This is a genomic window from Flagellimonas taeanensis (assembly GCF_003584105.1).
Lineage (GTDB): Bacteria > Bacteroidota > Bacteroidia > Flavobacteriales > Flavobacteriaceae > Flagellimonas > Flagellimonas taeanensis.
In genome coordinates, this window is sequence record NZ_QXFO01000017.1 from 151201 (window position 1) to 168802 (window position 17602).

Below are 17602 nucleotides of genomic sequence, written 5' to 3' on the forward strand. Positions count from 1 at the left end.
ATAAACGATATTTGCGCGTTTAATCTAGTATTTTTCACCTCACCCGTCATTACATATACTTTCGTCACAGAGACACTATAACTACATTTGGGGATGAAATTCACTTCGACTAAGAAGACAGTTGTTGTACGCGAGTACCGTTTGGATATTGGCACCGTGCAGGTTTATGATGATTATATGGTATCCAGCTTCGACGAAGGGGTCACGGTCACCTTGGAAAGGGCCTACCAGATCATTGGGATATCCGAGATACATTTCAGGGACAGGGATTTTGGGTACATCAGCTTGAGAAAAAATTCCTATGCCGTGGATCCAACGATATACAACTATGTAAGGGGGCTCGATAACCTCAAGGCATTTGCCATCGTGTCCAAGAAGGAAATTGACATGCACAACTTCAAGATTGAAAAGTTGTTCTACAAAAAGCACATGGAGTTCTTCATTGAATTTGACAACGCCCTGGCTTGGGTAAAGAAAAGAGTGAGAAACAATAAAGGTAAAGGCAAAGCCTAAGTACCGCTATTGTTTTCAGTTTCTGGTTGTCGCAACAGTTCCATATAGGCACTTCCTATATGTTCCACAATACCAGAAGCCTTCACCGCCTCATATCCATTTTTGGAAGCACAGACATCGCCCGCCAACCCATGTAGATGTACCCCAAATATAGCCGCTTCTAGAGGAAGGTACCCTTGCGATATCAAACCTGTGATCATTCCTGTCAGTACGTCCCCGCTGCCTGCCGTGGCCATGCCCGGATTGCCAGTGGTGTTCACATAACCCTTCCCTTTATATACAGTAATGGTATGTCCCCCTTTGATGACGACCACTACGTTATGTTTAGTGGAAAAAGCCTTGGTTTTCTCCAATTTTTCAAAATCGTCCTTCCATTTCCCCACCAAACGTTCCAACTCCTTGGGATGGGGCGTAAGGACAGAAAGTTCTGGAACATCCTCCAACATTCCGGGATTCTTGGCCAAAATGTTCAAACCATCGGCATCGATGACCATAGGTCTTTCCATTTCTTTCAGGAAGGTTCCAAAGGCCGCAACCGTATCATCATCCATACCGATTCCCATACCGATACCGACCGCAGAAGGTTCAAATGGAATTTCTATTCCCGAAATACTCTTGTCCCTAGAACCTGTCAAAACCATCACTTCAGGCACTGCAGTTTGCAAAGCATCATATCCGCACTTGGGTATGAAGGCAGTCACAAGACCACTCCCAACGGTCAAACAGGCATTGCTTGCCAATTGGACTGCTCCTATTTTTCCATAACTCCCACCAATAATCACAGCGTGCCCGTAGGTACCCTTATGGGAAAACTTGAGTCGAGGTCGGTACATGGGCAACACTTCCGGCCTACCGATCAGTTCAAAATCTGCTTCCGTTTTTTGAAGTACCTCTTCGTCCAGACCAATGTCCAACAACTCCCATTGATTGACATACACCCCTGTTTCCGGGAGGAAGAAAACCAACTTGGGCATCTGGAAACTCAGAACATAACTGCCTCGGACCACATGGGAAGGGTTCCAAGGAGCCCTATCCGAGGGTAGCCCCGATGGAATGTCCACGGCCAACACAAAGGCCCTTGATTCATTGATATGCTGTATCAAATGGCCCACCCACGTATCGGGTGCCCGGTTCAGACCAATGCCAAAAATGGCATCCACCACAATATTATCAGGGGAAATCTCGGGCAGCTCACTGTCCTTGGTCAAGAAATCGGGCCAAAGTTTCCGTTCCTTCAACCGTTCCAGGTTCAAAAGAAAATCATCGGACCGCTTCTCACTATAATTGACCACATAGACCTTGATGGAATAGCCGTGCTCCAGCAATTGGCGGGCAAGCGCCATACCGTCGCCACCATTGTTCCCGATCCCACAGAACAGTTGGATCCTTACCTGTGTCCCCCTCAATCGGGAATGGATCCACTCAAATAGCTGCGTGGCTGCGCGTTCCATGAGTTCGTCACTGGAAATCTGTTGCTTTTCTATTGTCGATTTGTCAGCTTGATAGATTTGAGGTGCGGAAAAAATTTTCATTCAGCAAAAAATATTGGTCATTCGTGAGGATTTCGCAAAAAACATCACAAAGGATTTGATGAAGTATCCAAATGTACTACTTTTATCACCTCATTACAGCATAATGCAGATAAATCAAACGGATATGGAGCCCAAAAAGATGAAATCACTTTCATCTATCTTCACCATCACCATTACCACCCCTTTGGGGTAAGTCTGCTATATATCATCCGTCCGTTTTTTTTACTCATTTCAATAATTTATCACAACAGCATTTTTCATCATGAAAATCTTAAAATTTGGTGGCACTTCCGTGGCCAATCCAGAGCATATACGCAAAGTCAAATCCATTGTTGAAAAAAACAACAATGAACACATAACGGTCGTTGTTTCCGCTTTTGGGGGCATTACCGATCTTTTGTTGGACACCTCCCGTTTGGCATCCAACCAAGATCCCGCCTATAAAGAATCCCTAAAGCAAATCGAGGACAGGCACATTTCGGCCATCAGGGAACTTATCCCCGTCCGCGCTCAAAGCACCGTGTTGAGCAAGGTAAAAAGCGACCTCAACACCTTGGAGACCCTGTTGGAAGGATCCTTTTTGATCGGCGAGCTTACCCCAAAGCTATCGGACAAGATCGTGAGTTATGGCGAACTGCTCTCTTCCTATATTATCAGTGAATTTTTCAGATCTGAGGGATTGGACGCCGTTTTCAAGGACAGTCGGGAGCTCATCATCACGGACAACAACTATGGCAAGGCCAATGTGGACTTTGATAAGACCAATGCCAATTGCAATGCCTTTTTTAGCGCGAATGCACATAAGATCACGGTACTTCCCGGGTTTGTGGCATCGAGCAAGTCGGGCAATTCCACAACTTTGGGCAGGGGTGGCTCGGATTATACCGCAGCCATCATCGCGGCGGCACAGCAGGTGAGTCTTTTGGAAATCTGGACCGATGTGAGCGGTATGTACACGGCCAATCCCAAACTGGTGAAGCAGGCCAAATGCGTTGCCCATATCAGTTATGAGGAGGCCATGGAACTTTCACATTTTGGGGCGAAGGTACTCTACCCGCCCACCATCCAGCCCGTTTTGGGAAAAGAGATTCCCATTGCCATCAAGAACACCTTTGAACCTGAGAATCCGGGCACGTTGATTGCCAAGAACAACAATGGCAATGGAAAGACAGTCCGAGGCATCAGCCACGTGGGCAATATCAGCCTTTTGTCACTCGAAGGTCCTGGCATGATCGGTATCCCTGGAATTTCCAAGCGGTTCTTCGAAACCCTTTCGCTCAAAAACATCAGCATTGTATTGATCACCCAGGCCTCTTCCGAACATTCCATCTGTGTGGGCATTGCAGACGAGGATGTTGACATGGCCGCCGAGGCGGTGAACGACACCTTTGCCTACGAGATCTCCAGCAAGAAGATAAAACCAGTGATCGTTGAAAAGGATCTTACCATTGTGGCATTGGTGGGCGACAACATGAAAAGCCACCAAGGCCTGAGCGGTAAAATGTTCAGCACTTTGGGCAAGAACAATGTGAACATCAGGGCCATCGCCCAGGGCGCATCGGAACGGAACATTTCGGCGGTCATCAAAAAAGATGATGTAAAAAAAGCGCTCAATTCGCTGCACGAGACCTTCTTTGAGGAGAACATCAAACAGCTCAACCTATTTGTGATGGGTGTGGGCAATGTGGGATCTAAGTTCCTCCAACAGATCCGCCAACAGAAAAAATATCTGAAGGAAGAACTCAAGCTCAATATCCGGGTCATCGGCATCAGCAACTCCAGAAAGATGGTCTTTGACGAGAATGGTATTGCATTGAAAGATTGGGAAAGCCTATTGGCCAATGGCGAAAAAGCGGACAAACAGGCATTCTTTGACCAGGTGAAATCCCTGAACCTACGCAATAGCGTGTTTGTGGATAATACCGCCAACCTAGAAGTCTCCCAAAGTTATCCCGATTACCTTAGAAACAGTATTTCGGTGGTGACCTGCAATAAAATTGCGTGTTCATCGGACTATGCCTACTACAAGGAGCTGAAGGAACTATCCAAAAAATACAATGCCCCTTTCCTGTTCGAGACCAATGTGGGTGCAGGACTGCCTATCATCGATACCCTGAAACATCTCATTGCTTCGGGCGACAAGGTGAAAAAGATACAGGCCGTGCTTTCCGGCAGCCTTAACTTCGTATTCAACACTTTTAACGATTCTGTCACCTTTCACGATGTGGTGAAACAAGCCCAGGAACAGGGCTATACCGAACCCGACCCGACCATTGACCTAAGCGGTATCGATGTGATGCGAAAGATCTTGATCTTGGCCAGGGAAAGTGGGAACCAATTGGATATCGACAGCATTGAAAACGAATCCTTTTTGCCCAAGGAAAGCCTGGAAACCAGTTCCAACGAGGCCTTCTTTGAGTCCTTGAAAAAATATGAGAATGATTTTCAGGCCATGTACAAGGAAGCTGCCAATGCGGATTGTAAACTGAAATATGTGGCCCAGTTTGAGGATGGCAAGGCCAAGGTAGGTTTACAAAGAATCCCAAAGGGACATGATTTTTACAATTTGGAAGGTAGCGACAACATTGTGCTGTTCTTTACAGAGCGCTACCCCAACCAACCCATGATCATAAAAGGAGCCGGAGCAGGTGCCGATGTCACCGCATCGGGTATCTTTGCCGATATCATACGAATCGGAAATTTTTGACCATGGAAGAAATCAAAATATTCTGCCCCGCCACTATTGCCAACGTTTCTTGCGGGTTCGATGTGCTCGGACTCGCCCTGGATTCCGTTGGCGATGTGATGATCGTTAGAAAGACCACAGAAAAAGGCATCCGGATTACTAAAATTATCGGACAGGACCTTCCTCTGGAAACCGAAAAAAACGTTTCGGGCGTAGCAGGCCTGGCCCTTTTGGAAAAAAGTGATTACGACGGTGGGTTCGAGATAGAAATCGATAAGCGGATAAAACCGGGAAGTGGTATCGGAAGCAGTGCAGCAAGTTCCGCAGGTGCCGTTTGGGCCATGAACGAACTGCTGGGAAAACCGTTTTCCAACTTGGAACTGGTACAATTTGCCATGCAGGGCGAAAAATTGGCCAGTGATGTGGCCCATGCCGACAATGTGGCCCCTGCCATTTATGGCGGGTTCACCTTGGTACGGAGTTATGATCCATTGGACATCATTTCCATACCCACCCCTTCCGAATTGTATGCCACCGTGATCCATCCGCAGATAGAGGTCAAGACCTCCGATTCCCGGAAAATCCTGAAAACGACCATTTCCTTGGAAAAGGGCATCCAACAATGGGGAAATCTGGGAGGATTGATTGCCGGTCTTTTCCAAAGTGATTACGACCTCATCGGGCGTTCCCTCCACGACCATATCGTGGAACCCATCCGTTCCATCCTTATACCTGCCTTTGACGACATCAAGGCCAACGCACTCAAGGCCGGGGCACTTGGGAGTGGGATATCCGGTTCAGGGCCTTCCATTTTTGCCCTCAGCAAAGGGGAAGAAAATGCCAAACAGGTGGCCCAGTCCATGAGGGAAACCTACCAACCCATCGGAATCGATTTTGACATCCACATCTCCAAAATAAATGCCCAAGGCGTTAAGAAAATTGCTTGAACCCATGAAATTTTATAGTTTAAACGACCCAAACATACAGACTTCCTTCAAAAAAGCCGTGATTGCTGGCATTGCACCGGACAAGGGATTGTACTTCCCCGAGCACATCGATGCATTGCCCCCTGCTTTTTTTGACGAAATTGAATCCCTGTCCGACCATGAAATCGCTTTCAGGGCCATCCATCAATTTGTGAGCGAGGACATTCCCGATGATGTGTTGAGAGAAATCATCGCGGACACCTTGGACTTTGAATTTCCCGTGGTCGAGATCGAGAACAATGTGGCCACCTTGGAGCTTTTCCATGGCCCAACCATGGCCTTCAAGGACGTGGGAGCTCGATTCATGGCCAATTGCCTGGGCTATTTTTCGCAAGGAGAAAAACAGGACGTTACCGTTTTGGTGGCCACTTCGGGGGATACCGGGGGTGCCGTCGCCAATGGTTTTCTTGGGGTCGATGGCGTAAAGGTCGTTATCCTCTACCCTAGCGGAAAAGTGAGCGATATCCAAGAGAAACAATTGACCACCTTGGGACAAAATATCGAGGCCATGGAAGTGCGCGGCACCTTTGATGATTGCCAGCGTATGGTAAAGACTGCTTTTTTGGATTCGGGAATAACGAATCATAAAAAATTGACTTCGGCCAATAGCATCAATGTGGCCCGATGGCTACCCCAACTGTTCTACTTTTTGTTCGCCTACAAGCAGGTCAAATCCAAAGGAAAGGAAATTGTGTTTTCCGTACCTTCCGGAAATTTCGGGAACATTTGCGCCGGTATGGTGGCCCAAAAACTGGGGATGCCGGTAAAGCACTTCGTAGCTTCCACCAATGTGAACGATGTGGTTCCCAAATTCATGGAAAAGGGAATCTATGAACCCGTGCCTTCCATTGCCACCATTTCCAATGCCATGGATGTGGGCGACCCGAGCAACTTTATCCGTATAAGGCACCTCTATAAAGATGACTTGGATACCCTCCGTGAAAACTTATCATCCTATTCGTTCACAGACGAAATGACCCGAAAGGCAATGAAGGAAGTCCACTACAATACGGGATACGTTATGGACCCGCATGGTGCAGTGGGGTATTTGGGTCTGAAGGAGTACCAAAAACAGCATCCGGATACCTTTGGCATCTTTCTGGAAACAGCGCATCCCGTCAAGTTCTTGGACGTGGTGGAAGAGACCTTGGGCTTGAGCCCGGCCATTCCACCCCAAATCCAAAAAGTGATGGACCGGGAGAAAAAATCCCATATCATTTCCTCTTACGAAGAACTAAAGGATTTTTTGCTCGTCTAGGATCAATCCAGTTTTGGCAATTTAAAATCGTCCAACGGACTGGGCTGCTTCATCATGGCTTCAATAGCCTCCGTGGTCCTTGGGGCCATCTCGGATAGATTGACCGGTCCGTTTTCAGTAATGAGGATATCATCTTCGATACGCACGGCGATGCCCCACCATTTTTTGTCGCAGGCACTGCCTTCCGGAATATAGATGCCGGGCTCCACAGTGATCACGGTATTGGGCTGGAACGGTACGTAAGTGCCTTGATCATGGACATCCAATCCGAGATAATGGGAAGTGCCGTGTGGAAAATAAATCTTGGTCTCATCTTCGTTCTTGGTAATACCCAGTTTCAGCAAGCCTTCGGCTACGACTTGATAGGCCGCCCTGCCCGGGGCCTGGAACGGAGCACCTACCACACTGGCCTTTATTCCCGCTTCTTGGGCATTGTAAACGATATCATAAACAGCCTTTTGTTCTGGGGTGAATTTTCCATTGGCAGGGATGGTACGTGTCACATCGGCCGTATAGCCATGGTATTCCGCTCCAAGGTCCATCAGCACAAGGTCGTTCCCCACCTCCATCTTGTTGTTTTCGATGTAATGGAGGATACAACCATTGTTGCCTCCACCTACAATGGAGGGGTAACCTTCGTACTCGGCCCCATATTTTTTATAGACATATTCGTGCACACCTTGTATCTCGGTTTCCGACATATTGGGGTGCATGGCCTTCATGACCTCGATCTGCCCCACAGCGGAAATCTCAACCGCTTTTTTTAGCAGTTTCATTTCTTCAGGAGTTTTGGTCTCCCTCAATTGGGCCATTACCATAGGTAATACCTTGGAATCCAGGTTATGGGATTGTTGTACCATCAACACCTTGTTCTTGATCTCCTTCCGAAGGTCATCGTTTGGCGCATTTACAAAATCATTGAGGAATTCATCTTCCCGCATATCGGGAAAACGGTTCAAATACCTTTCGACCGTTTGTACCAATTCTTCCGTTTTGCTCCCATCATCCGCAGAGATCATGGTATAGAGCTCGTTTCGGATGGGGTTATAATCTGACGGATAGTTTGCTTTTTCCTTGAATGTCTTTATCAGGTCGAAAAGGTCCGCATTGCCACTTTGGTCGCGGTAATCGTTCTTGAAATCCACAAAGGACACAATATCGAACTTTGCAAAATCAACTGGGAAATTTTCAAACTCCTTACCATTGTACACCATATCGAACCCCAATTTCTCCTTCACCCCTTCAACGCCCAACCGTTTTCCGGTCCACTGCTCTGCCCTGGCGTTGCGCTCCTGCACGTAAATGATCTCGTTGAACTGTTTGCCCGACGCATCGGTCTGTGGTTCGGAGAATAGGACCAACACGGCGTTGGGCTCCTTATAGCCCGTCAAATAATAAAAATTGGGGTCCTGGTGGTATATGTAATCTACATCGTTCGCTCGGTTTCTTTCCGCATTCGCAAACAGGACCACCGCAGTATTGGGCGGCAACAAATTTCTGACCTTGTCCCTTCTTTCCTTGTGAAAATCAGCAGATAAGTAATCGGTAGGGGTTCCTTGAGCCATGGCCAATGATACCCACATCATGGAGAATAAAGTGCTTCGTATGAGATTTTTCATGTAATCGGTATTTGGCTCAAAATACAACTTTTTACAAAAAAAACGCATTACTAAAAATTGCTTCCATTTTATGTAAATCATAAGAGTATTAAACATTTGAATCCTTAATTAATTCTATAAATTTGCCAAGCTTTAAAAAATGGTAGAAATGAAAAATACGGCTCTTTTTGAAACACATAAGGCACTGGGTGCAAAAATGGTCCCGTTTGCGGGCTACAACATGCCCGTTTCCTATGAAGGGGTGAACATCGAACACGAAACCGTCCGTAAGGGCGTCGGGGTATTCGATGTTTCGCACATGGGCGAATTTTTGGTCGAGGGACCAAAGGCCCTGGAACTGATTCAAAAAGTGACCACCAATGATGCTTCCAAACTGACCGTGGGCAAGGCACAGTATAGCTGCTTGCCCAATGAGACGGGTGGAATCGTGGACGATTTGATCGTGTACCGCATCAAGGAAGAAACCTACCTCTTAGTGGTGAATGCCTCCAACATTGAAAAGGATTGGGAGCATATTTCCAAATACAACAAGGAGATTGGTGCCGATATGCGCGATCTATCGGACGATTATTCCCTACTTGCCATCCAGGGGCCAAAAGCTGTGGAGGCGATGCAATCCTTGACCTCAGTGGATCTGTCCGCCATCAGTTTCTACAGCTTTGTCGTAGCTGATTTTGCAGGTATCGACCATGTAATAATCTCTGCCACAGGGTATACAGGTTCCGGCGGATTTGAGATCTACTGTAAAAATTCGGAAGTGAAACAAGTATGGGACAAGGTCATGGAGGCCGGTGCCGGTTTTGGCATCAAGCCCATCGGATTGGCCGCCCGCGACACTTTGCGTCTAGAAATGGGGTATTGCCTGTATGGCAACGACATTGACGACACCACCTCTCCCCTTGAGGCCGGATTGGGATGGATCACCAAGTTCACCAAGGACTTTGTGAACAGCGAAGCTTTGGCCAAGGAAAAGGAAGAGGGTCCCAAAAGAAAACTAATCGCTTTCCAGATGGAGGAAAGGGGCATCCCCAGAAACGGCTACCCTATTTTGGACAAGGATGGCAATGAAATCGGTAAGGTCACCTCCGGGACCATGTCACCCTCCCTTTCCCAAGGAATTGGGTTGGGCTACGTGCCGGCCACGCATTCCGCTTTGGGTTCCACCATCTATATCAAAATACGCATCAACAAAGTTCCGGCAACCATCGTAAAGTTGCCTTTCTATAAAAATACCTAGACAACATTTGGAGAAAAAGAAGATTCTGATATTAGGGGCGAGCGGATTTGTGGGAAATGCCATATATAAAGAACTCTGCTCCTATTTCGACACTTACGGCACCTATTTTTCCAACCGTTCCTTTTCTACCAACAAACAATTTTTCAGGTACGACCTGGAAGAGGACGATATTTTCCAGATTTTGGAAAAGGTACATCCAGATGTAATCATTTCTGCCCTACGAGGCAATTTTCCTGCGCAGATTCAGGCCCATCAGCATTTGATGGAATACTTGATGAAGAGCAAGGCCAAACTATACTTCATCTCTTCCGCCAACGTTTTTGACGCCTATAGCAAATACCCTTCCTATGAATACGATAAGACCTTGTCCGAAAGTGTCTTTGGCCGGCTCAAAATAAAGATCGAGAACATGATGATGCGGTTGCCCAAGGAAAAAACGGCCATATTGAGGGTCCCTATGGTCTTTGGGAACAAATCGCCTAGGGTGAGGGAAATCAAGGCCCTTCTGGACAGTAACGAGCCCATTGAAGTCTTTCCCAACCTCATCATCAATGTAACGAATGACGACAGGCTCACCCAGCAGATCCATTACCTCATCAACCGGAACAAGACCGGAATTTTCCATTTGGGCAGCAGCGACCTTATCCAACACGAGGAATTCATAAAAGATGTCATCCAGCGCATGGGCAATTACCATCCCATCCTCAAAAGGGTCTATACCACCAACGAGGACCGCTATCTTGCCGCTTTGCCCAAGGACAACAAGCTCCCCAAAAATCTTCTCATCACTTGCCAAGAAATCATTGACCACCACATTCCGGTGTAAGGACATTGGACTTTTTCAGGTGATTTGGTTAACTTTAGAAAAAAGCACAGCATGGAAAAACTGACGGACAACGAAATCGAAAAAGCACTGCAGGGACTCCAAGGATGGTCCCTCAACAATGGCTCCATATCGAAATCCTTCAAATTCAAGGACTTCAAAGAAGCTTTTTCCACAATGACACGGATTGCCTTTGAGTGTGAAGCACAGAACCATCATCCCAACTGGGAAAATGTCTATAACACCCTGAACATTGCCCTGAACACGCACGATGTGGGCGGTGTGACCCAAAAAGACATCCGTTTGGCCCAAAGTATTGAACGCATAGTAGGGGCATAACTATCGAACCTATAAATCCATCTTGACAGCGGAGCTTTTTTTGCTAAATTTGCCCCCATCGATTACCACTTTATTACTATGGGAAGAGCATTTGAATTTAGAAAAGCACGTAAAATGAAGCGTTGGGCAGCCATGTCCAAAGCGTTCACCAGAATTGGAAAAGATATTGTCATGGCCGTCAAAGAAGGTGGCCCCGACCCCGATGCCAATTCCAAACTGCGCGCCGTGATCCAGAATGCCAAGTCGGTGAACATGCCCAAGGACAATATTGAGCGAGCCATCAAAAGGGCTTCGGACAAAAGCCAGGGCGATTATAAAGAGGTGCTTTTTGAAGGCTATGCCCCACACGGAATCGCCATTTTGATAGAAACCGCCACCGATAACAATACCCGTACCGTTGCGAACATCAGAAGCTATTTCAACAAATGCAACGGCAGCCTCGGGACTTCGGGGTCTGTGGAGTTCATGTTCGACCACACCTGCAATTTTACCATCAAGGCGGATGGGATAGATCTTGAGGAACTGGAATTGGAAATGATCGATTTTGGTGCGGAAGAGGTGTTTGCCGATGAGGATGGTATCCATATCTATGCCCCGTTCGAAAATTTTGGCGCCATTCAAAAAGAACTGGAATCCAGGGAAATGGAGATTATTTCCTCAGGTTTTGAACGCATCCCTCAAGTAACCAAACAATTATCGGAGGAAGAAGTGGCCGATGTGGAGAAATTGTTGGAAAAAATCGAGGAGGATGATGACGTCCAGAACGTGTATCACACCATGCAGGAATAAAAACACTTAGCAGTAAAAAAGCCCCGAAAACGGGGCTTTTACTTTTTATGTCCAGTGTTATTTCTTATCGGGTCAATACTTATATCGTACAAAAGCCTCCATGGCCGCATAACTGGCCAACCCCAGAGATTGATATTTCAGTGCAGTTTCCTTGTTACGGTCCTCTGCCCTTACCCAGAATTCCCTAAGGTCTTCACCTTGGAACATGACCCCATCCTTTTGGGTCTGGTGGTAAAATATGGCCTTGCGTTTCCTCAATACCTGAACAGGGCTCATGGGCACGGCCATTTCTATCTCGTGGATCTCCCATTCGTGCCAAGCGCCCCTATAGAGCCATACCCAGCAATCCTTCATGAACGGCTTCCCCTTCAATTCCTTCAAAGAGGCGAACAGGGCCTCCAAACAGACACGGTGCGTACCATGCGGATCGGCCAGATCGCCCGCGGCATAGATCTGGTGCGGCTTTATTTTTTCTATGATATCGTTCATGATCTGGATATCCTTCTCCCCAAGTGGGTTCTTCTTGATGGTCCCCGTTTCATAGAACGGTAGGTCCAAGAAGTGTACTTGGCTATCGGGAATCCCCATATACCTTGTGGCCCCATAACTTTCGCTCCTACGGATGGTCCCCTTGACCTTGCGGACGATTTCCGAATCGTAATCTTCTTCGGTTTTTGCCTTGATATCCTTGATGACCTGCTCGAAAACAGAAGTATGGGATATGGCATCGGCCACTTCGGCAATCTTCAGCGCCTCATGATCGGCAACGGCAATGTTACCCGAGGTCTGATAGACAATATGCACTTCATGTCCCTGGGATACCAATCGATCGAAAGTGCCTCCCATGGAAATCACATCATCATCCGGATGTGGGCTGAAGATGATCACCCTTTTTTGGGCAGGTTCGGCACGCTCAGGTCGGTTGGTATCATCCGCATTGGGTTTGCCCCCGGGCCATCCCGTAATGGTATGTTGAAGTCTATTGAATGTCTTGATATTGAGTTCATAGGAGGAATGCTCGGAGCTCAAAAGGTCAGACATGCCCGAATCGTTATAATCCTTGTCGGTCAATTGCAGTACAGGCTTACCCTTTTCTAGGCTCAGCCAAACCACAGCTTTGTGGGTCAGGTCCGGTGTCCAATCACAGCTGCCCACCAACCATGGGGTATCTATTCGGGTCAGGTTCTGGGCCGCTTCCTTATCCAGGACAAAAGTGGTATTGGAGTGTTCCTGCAAATAGGTGGCAGGCACCTCAGAACTTATCTCCCCTTCCACAGTTTCCTTAACAATCTCGGATTTGTTCTGGCCCCAGGCCATTAGCACGATCCGTTTTGCTTTTCTAATGGTCCCGATCCCCATGGTGATGGCCTTTCTCGGCACATTTTCAAGACCTTTGAAGGCTGGTGCGGCATCCACTCGTGTAATATGGTCCAAAGTGATGTCCCTGGTGGCCGAATTGAAGTGCGAACCTGGTTCGTTGAACCCGATGTGTCCTGTACGGCCAATCCCCAACAGTTGAAAATCAAGTCCTCCGGCTGCCTCTATCTGTCTCTCATAGTCCTTGCAATAGTCCTGCAGGTCATCAGCAGAAACGGTCCCGTCCGGAATATTGACGTTCGCTGCCGGAATGTCCACATGGTCGAACAAATGTTGGTGCATAAAATAATGGTAGCTCTGGATATTATTCCTTTCCATGGGATAATACTCATCCAGATTGAAGGTGACCACGTTCTTGAAACTGAGTCCTTCGTCCTTGTGCATGCGTACCAGTTCCTCATATACCCGTATGGGTGACGAACCAGTGGCAAGGCCGAGTACACAGGTCTGCCCTTTGTCCGCTTTTTCCCGGATCAAGGTTGCAATTTCCATCGCCACATGCAAGGATCCTTCCTTGGAGTCATCAAAGATGACATTGTGTATTTTTTCGAACCGGGTCTCCTCAAATTGCCCGGCCGGTCTGTATGCTATTGATTTGGATAATACCTTTGTTTCCATCTTCACTTTCATTTATAGGATTAGGTTAGGGATACTTTTATTTTTTTCCATGTCATGATCAAAAAGGTGCCGGATACTATGGCAAGGACCGTCAATATGGATGCCGATACCCATCGTCCATAGATCCAATATCCAGTGGCAAAAAGAATGCTGTATATGAGCACCGTGCCGACAATCATTGCCAATATGCCACTAGGGACACTCCACTTTTTTCCGGTACTGTTCAATTCCACACCTTCTGCCCTACTCTGCTGCTCTACTTTTTTCCAACCTGGGCCTCCTGGCTCTATCTTTCTACAAAAATCGTAGAGGACCTCTTTGCTCTCAGGCGATGTGGCATAGGTAGCGATGAGCCAAGCAATCGTTGTGACCAATACTACCATGGGATATTCGCTCCAATCCGGCAGAAGGCCGCTATCGGTTGCAAATAGGTAGTCCCCAAGGGGGGTGAGCTTGAGCACCAGTGACAGGATCCCTGAAATGAACATGGCCGTGATCTCGCTCCAAGCATTGATACGCCACCAAAACCACCTCAAAATAAAAATCAATCCCGTGCCCGCTCCAAATACCAGCAATATTTCAAAAAGTTGGAGGGCATTTTGGAGTAAAAGGGCCAAGAGGGCACTCAAAACCATCAACCCAACGGTGGATAACCTGCCCACTGCTACCAATCTTTTTTCAGAAGCCCCGGGATTGACCCGTTCTTTGTAAAAATCATATACGATATAGGACGACCCCCAGTTCAACTGTGTGGAAATTGTGGACATATATGCTGCGACCAATGAGGCCAGTACCAGTCCCAACAAACCTGTCGGCAATTTGGTGAGCATGGCCGAATAAGCGAGGTCATGCCCCAGTTTGTCGTCCGCAACTATGGGAAACGCAGCTTGAAGGCTTTCCAAATCCGGGAAAACAACCAAAGAGGCCAGGGCCACCAATATCCATGGCCATGGTCGCATGGCATAGTGCATGATATTGAAGAAAAAAGTGGCGCCTATGGCATGCTTTTCATTTTTGGCGGAGAGCATCCGTTGGGCGATATAACCTCCACCACCGGGTTCCGCTCCTGGGTACCATGAACTCCACCACTGAACCGCCAAGGGAATGATCAAAAGGGTGATCAATGCACTTTTATCATTCAAGTCAGGTAGGATGTTCAGTTTTTCTTTCACGACTTCATGGGATAGCAATGCATCAATGCCCCCCACCTCTGGTATGTTGACCAAATAGTAGGCTGCACCTATGGCTCCCCCCATGGCGACGAAGAAAAGGACAAAATCCGTATAGACCACTCCCTTAAAACCTCCAACGGCACTGAATATCACAGTGATGAGTCCTGCGCTCACCACGGTCTGCCAAGGTTCCAGACCTAGCATGATGCCTCCTATCTTTATGGCGGCCAGGGTCACTGCCGACATGGTGATGACATTGAAGATGACACCAAGATAAACGGCCCTAAAACCTCTCAAAAAACGGGCAGGCTTGCCACCATACCTAAGTTCATAGAACTCAAGGTCAGTATTCACATTGGAACGTCTCCAGAGCCGTGCATAGACAAAGACCGTCAACAGCCCGGTCAGCAAGAATGCCCACCAGACCCAGTTTCCCGATACGCCATTGGTACGGACAATATCCGTGACAAGATTGGGGGTATCCGTGGAAAAGGTGGTGGCCACCATGGAGATTCCCAAGAGCCACCAAGGCATGGTCCTTCCGGAAAGAAAGTATTCCGTACTGCTCTTTCCAGAGCTTTTTGACACGTAAAGACCTATGCTCAGGGTAATGGCAAAAAAGCCAAAAATGATTACATAGTCCAAAGTATTTAATGATATCATAGGTTTGGTTTAAAGTAAGTTGGTTATATTATTAAATTCGGTGCACATCTTCAACAAATTTCGACATTGGATAGCACTGGGCAGTCAAGGAACGCCGTTATCCCCGCTTTCAGCTTCTGGGTTTCCAATCCGTTCACCTGCAATATCCATTTGTTCCGTTGGTTGCTATGTGGTTGTTTCACTATTGTTGCAATGTAAAAAAAGTAAAGGAAGAACGTGTTCTTCCTTTACTTAAATTAACTACAAATAAAACTAACTCAAGCTATGAAATGATCATTGATTTCATAAAATCACTTATTATTTGGCAAACCACAGTTTTGTTCCTTGCACATTTGCTCCCTGAATAGGTGCCACTGCAGAGAAATTTGGGTTGTCCTGAGCTCCAGATCCATAACGCAAACGCTGTGGATAGGCCCCGTTAAGGGTCCCTAATTCATAAATGACAGGATCTGTTACTCCAGCTGCCAATTCAGCAGGATAACCAGTATCACGGACCACTGCCCAAGCTTCAAACCCATCGGTGTAGCTGGCCAACCACCTTTGGTGGGCTATCTTTTCCAGCTTTTCATCCAATGTACCCACGGTAATATCCGCGGCCGCTTCTGTAGCAATATAGGTGTCCGCATCTCCATCGGAAACGCCCCATATCCTCATGGCTTCTTTGATTCCCTTCGCAAACAGGTCTTGGGCATCTCCAGAAGCTCCCTGAAGTCCGTTCAACACAGCTTCGGCCTGTAAGAAATAGGATTCGGCACTGGTAAGGACGATTTCTGGATAAGCATCCACCTGTGATCCCTTTTGCTGGGTGACCATCTCACTGGGCAAGCTGAACATGTCATAACGTATGTAAGGCATGATATCCCCGTTCACCCTAGTCGGAAGTCCGATGTATTGTCCACCGGGCACTTCAATGGTGGTTTCGTTCCCGTTGACCGTTACAGTATAATCCGCTCCTGCCCTGTCAAGCGTTGCAACAACAAAATCGACCCTGGTCTGAAAATTGGGGTCACTACCATCATTCACATAAACGAAGGATCCACCCACAATAGGGTTTGCATATACGGACAGGCGGGGATCGTTGTTATCCTGCAACATGTTGATTAGGATATTGCTCACGGTCCATTTTGAACCAGTTCCTCCAAAGTTGTGCCATACATCCCCATAGGCAGCAGCAGCCCACTGGTCGATCACAAAATCCTTCTCCATTACTACACTTCCAGTGGCATCGTCCAATAAAGGTGCCGCTAATGCCTCACTGATCGCAGTAGCTGCAAAATCATCTCCATCGGCTCCAAGTGCCCGCATCCCTATCCTCAATTTCAAGGTATTTGCAAGTTTTTTCCACTTTTGCAAATCTCCACCACAGTATAGATCGTTCGACCCCGCATCATCAACTCCCAAACCGGTTCGCTCTTCGGAACCGATTATGGCCATAGCTTCATCCAACTCGGCAATGATGCCTTTATAAATCACCTGTTGGGTATCATATTTTGGTGTCAGGATACCTTCTACTCCTGCTTCCGTATAGGGTACCATCCCAAAAGTCTCGGTGTACATTTGGTAATATAGCCCTTTCATGATCAAGGCCATGGCATACATATATTCATTCTCAAGCTCACCACCTTCTTTCACAAAATCGGTAAAACCTTTAAGATTACCCAAGTAGCCCGCTAGCCAACCGTAGGCTGCATCGGTATACCCGGTATCGTAGGTATATCCCAATCCATCTGACCACCAACAGCCACTGAAACCAAATGTGAACTGTCCAGCAAACCTATCTGCATGGATCAGATGTGCTCTCCAATAGGGAAAACGATCTGGGGAATACAATTTGTACTGGGTATCGGTCAAAAAGAACTTGGCACTTACCTCATCGGAAAGAAATCCGTTCTGATCGGTATTGATTTCATCAAAACTTTTGGTACATGAAAATATTGTGACCGAACAAATCAGGCCCAATAGTATGTTTTTTTGTTTTCTCATTTTCAGC

At 47.1% G+C, this 17602-nt stretch carries 13 protein-coding genes; 8 read left to right on the forward strand and 5 right to left on the reverse strand.

Going from position 1 to position 17602, the window contains the following annotated elements:
* Positions 1-93 precede the first annotated feature (93 nt).
* A complete protein-coding gene (locus D2V93_RS07820; RefSeq protein ID WP_072880396.1) occupies positions 94-513 on the forward strand; it encodes an STAS/SEC14 domain-containing protein in 420 nt (139 codons plus the stop codon).
* Here the strand turns inward: D2V93_RS07820 and D2V93_RS07825 are convergent.
* A complete protein-coding gene (locus D2V93_RS07825) occupies positions 510-2045 on the reverse strand; it encodes an NAD(P)H-hydrate dehydratase (RefSeq protein WP_119619057.1) in 1536 nt (511 codons plus the stop codon). The two genes, D2V93_RS07820 and D2V93_RS07825, sit on opposite strands and share 4 nt — an antisense overlap.
* Positions 2046-2307: 262 nt before the next feature.
* Here D2V93_RS07825 and thrA point away from each other — a divergent pair, with 262 nt between their 5' ends.
* The 3 genes from thrA to thrC are packed head-to-tail and all read left to right on the forward strand — an operon-like array spanning position 2308 to position 6975.
* A complete protein-coding gene (thrA, locus tag D2V93_RS07835) occupies positions 2308-4752 on the forward strand; it encodes a bifunctional aspartate kinase/homoserine dehydrogenase I (protein WP_119619058.1) in 2445 nt (814 codons plus the stop codon).
* Between the two features lie 2 nt (positions 4753-4754).
* Positions 4755-5678 carry a homoserine kinase gene (locus D2V93_RS07840; RefSeq protein ID WP_119619059.1) on the forward strand — a complete coding sequence of 308 codons (924 nt, stop codon included), beginning with the start codon at positions 4755-4757 and terminating at the stop codon, positions 5676-5678.
* 4 nt (positions 5679-5682) lie between these two features.
* Positions 5683-6975: a threonine synthase gene (gene thrC / locus D2V93_RS07845; protein ID WP_119619080.1), complete on the forward strand. Its 1293-nt coding sequence runs from the start codon at positions 5683-5685 to the stop codon at positions 6973-6975.
* 2 nt (positions 6976-6977) lie between these two features.
* Here the strand turns inward: thrC and D2V93_RS07850 are convergent, their stop codons facing one another.
* The gene (locus D2V93_RS07850) at positions 6978-8594 is read right to left on the reverse strand and encodes an aminopeptidase P family protein (protein ID WP_119619081.1); all 1617 of its coding nucleotides are present in this window, start codon (positions 8592-8594) and stop codon (positions 6978-6980) included.
* Positions 8595-8742: 148 nt separating this feature from the next.
* Here D2V93_RS07850 and gcvT point away from each other — a divergent pair, with 148 nt between their 5' ends.
* The 4 genes from gcvT to D2V93_RS07870 all read left to right on the forward strand — a co-directional run bounded on the left by gcvT (position 8743) and on the right by D2V93_RS07870 (position 11782).
* Positions 8743-9831 carry a glycine cleavage system aminomethyltransferase GcvT gene (gene gcvT / locus D2V93_RS07855; protein WP_119619082.1) on the forward strand — a complete coding sequence of 363 codons (1089 nt, stop codon included), beginning with the start codon at positions 8743-8745 and terminating at the stop codon, positions 9829-9831.
* A 7-nt stretch (positions 9832-9838) separates the two neighbouring features.
* Entirely contained in the window at positions 9839-10657 is an 819-nt protein-coding gene (locus D2V93_RS07860; protein ID WP_119619060.1) for a sugar nucleotide-binding protein, read from the forward strand.
* 51 nt (positions 10658-10708) lie between these two features.
* Complete coding sequence (locus D2V93_RS07865) at positions 10709-10993, forward strand: 4a-hydroxytetrahydrobiopterin dehydratase (protein WP_072880409.1); 285 nt, start codon at positions 10709-10711, stop codon at positions 10991-10993.
* A gap of 78 nt (positions 10994-11071) precedes the next feature.
* Positions 11072-11782: a YebC/PmpR family DNA-binding transcriptional regulator gene (locus D2V93_RS07870; RefSeq protein ID WP_072880411.1), complete on the forward strand. Its 711-nt coding sequence runs from the start codon at positions 11072-11074 to the stop codon at positions 11780-11782.
* Between the two features lie 72 nt (positions 11783-11854).
* Here D2V93_RS07870 and nagB read toward each other — a convergent pair whose 3' ends face one another.
* The 3 genes from nagB to D2V93_RS07885 form a co-directional block, all read right to left on the reverse strand.
* Positions 11855-13777, reverse strand: coding sequence for a glucosamine-6-phosphate deaminase (nagB, locus tag D2V93_RS07875; protein ID WP_409557890.1), 1923 nt, complete (start codon positions 13775-13777; stop codon positions 11855-11857).
* A gap of 20 nt (positions 13778-13797) precedes the next feature.
* Positions 13798-15612: a sodium:solute symporter family protein gene (locus D2V93_RS07880; protein WP_119619061.1), complete on the reverse strand. Its 1815-nt coding sequence runs from the start codon at positions 15610-15612 to the stop codon at positions 13798-13800.
* Between the two features lie 297 nt (positions 15613-15909).
* Entirely contained in the window at positions 15910-17595 is a 1686-nt protein-coding gene (locus tag D2V93_RS07885) for a SusD/RagB family nutrient-binding outer membrane lipoprotein (RefSeq protein ID WP_072882258.1), read from the reverse strand.
* Positions 17596-17602 lie beyond the last annotated feature (7 nt).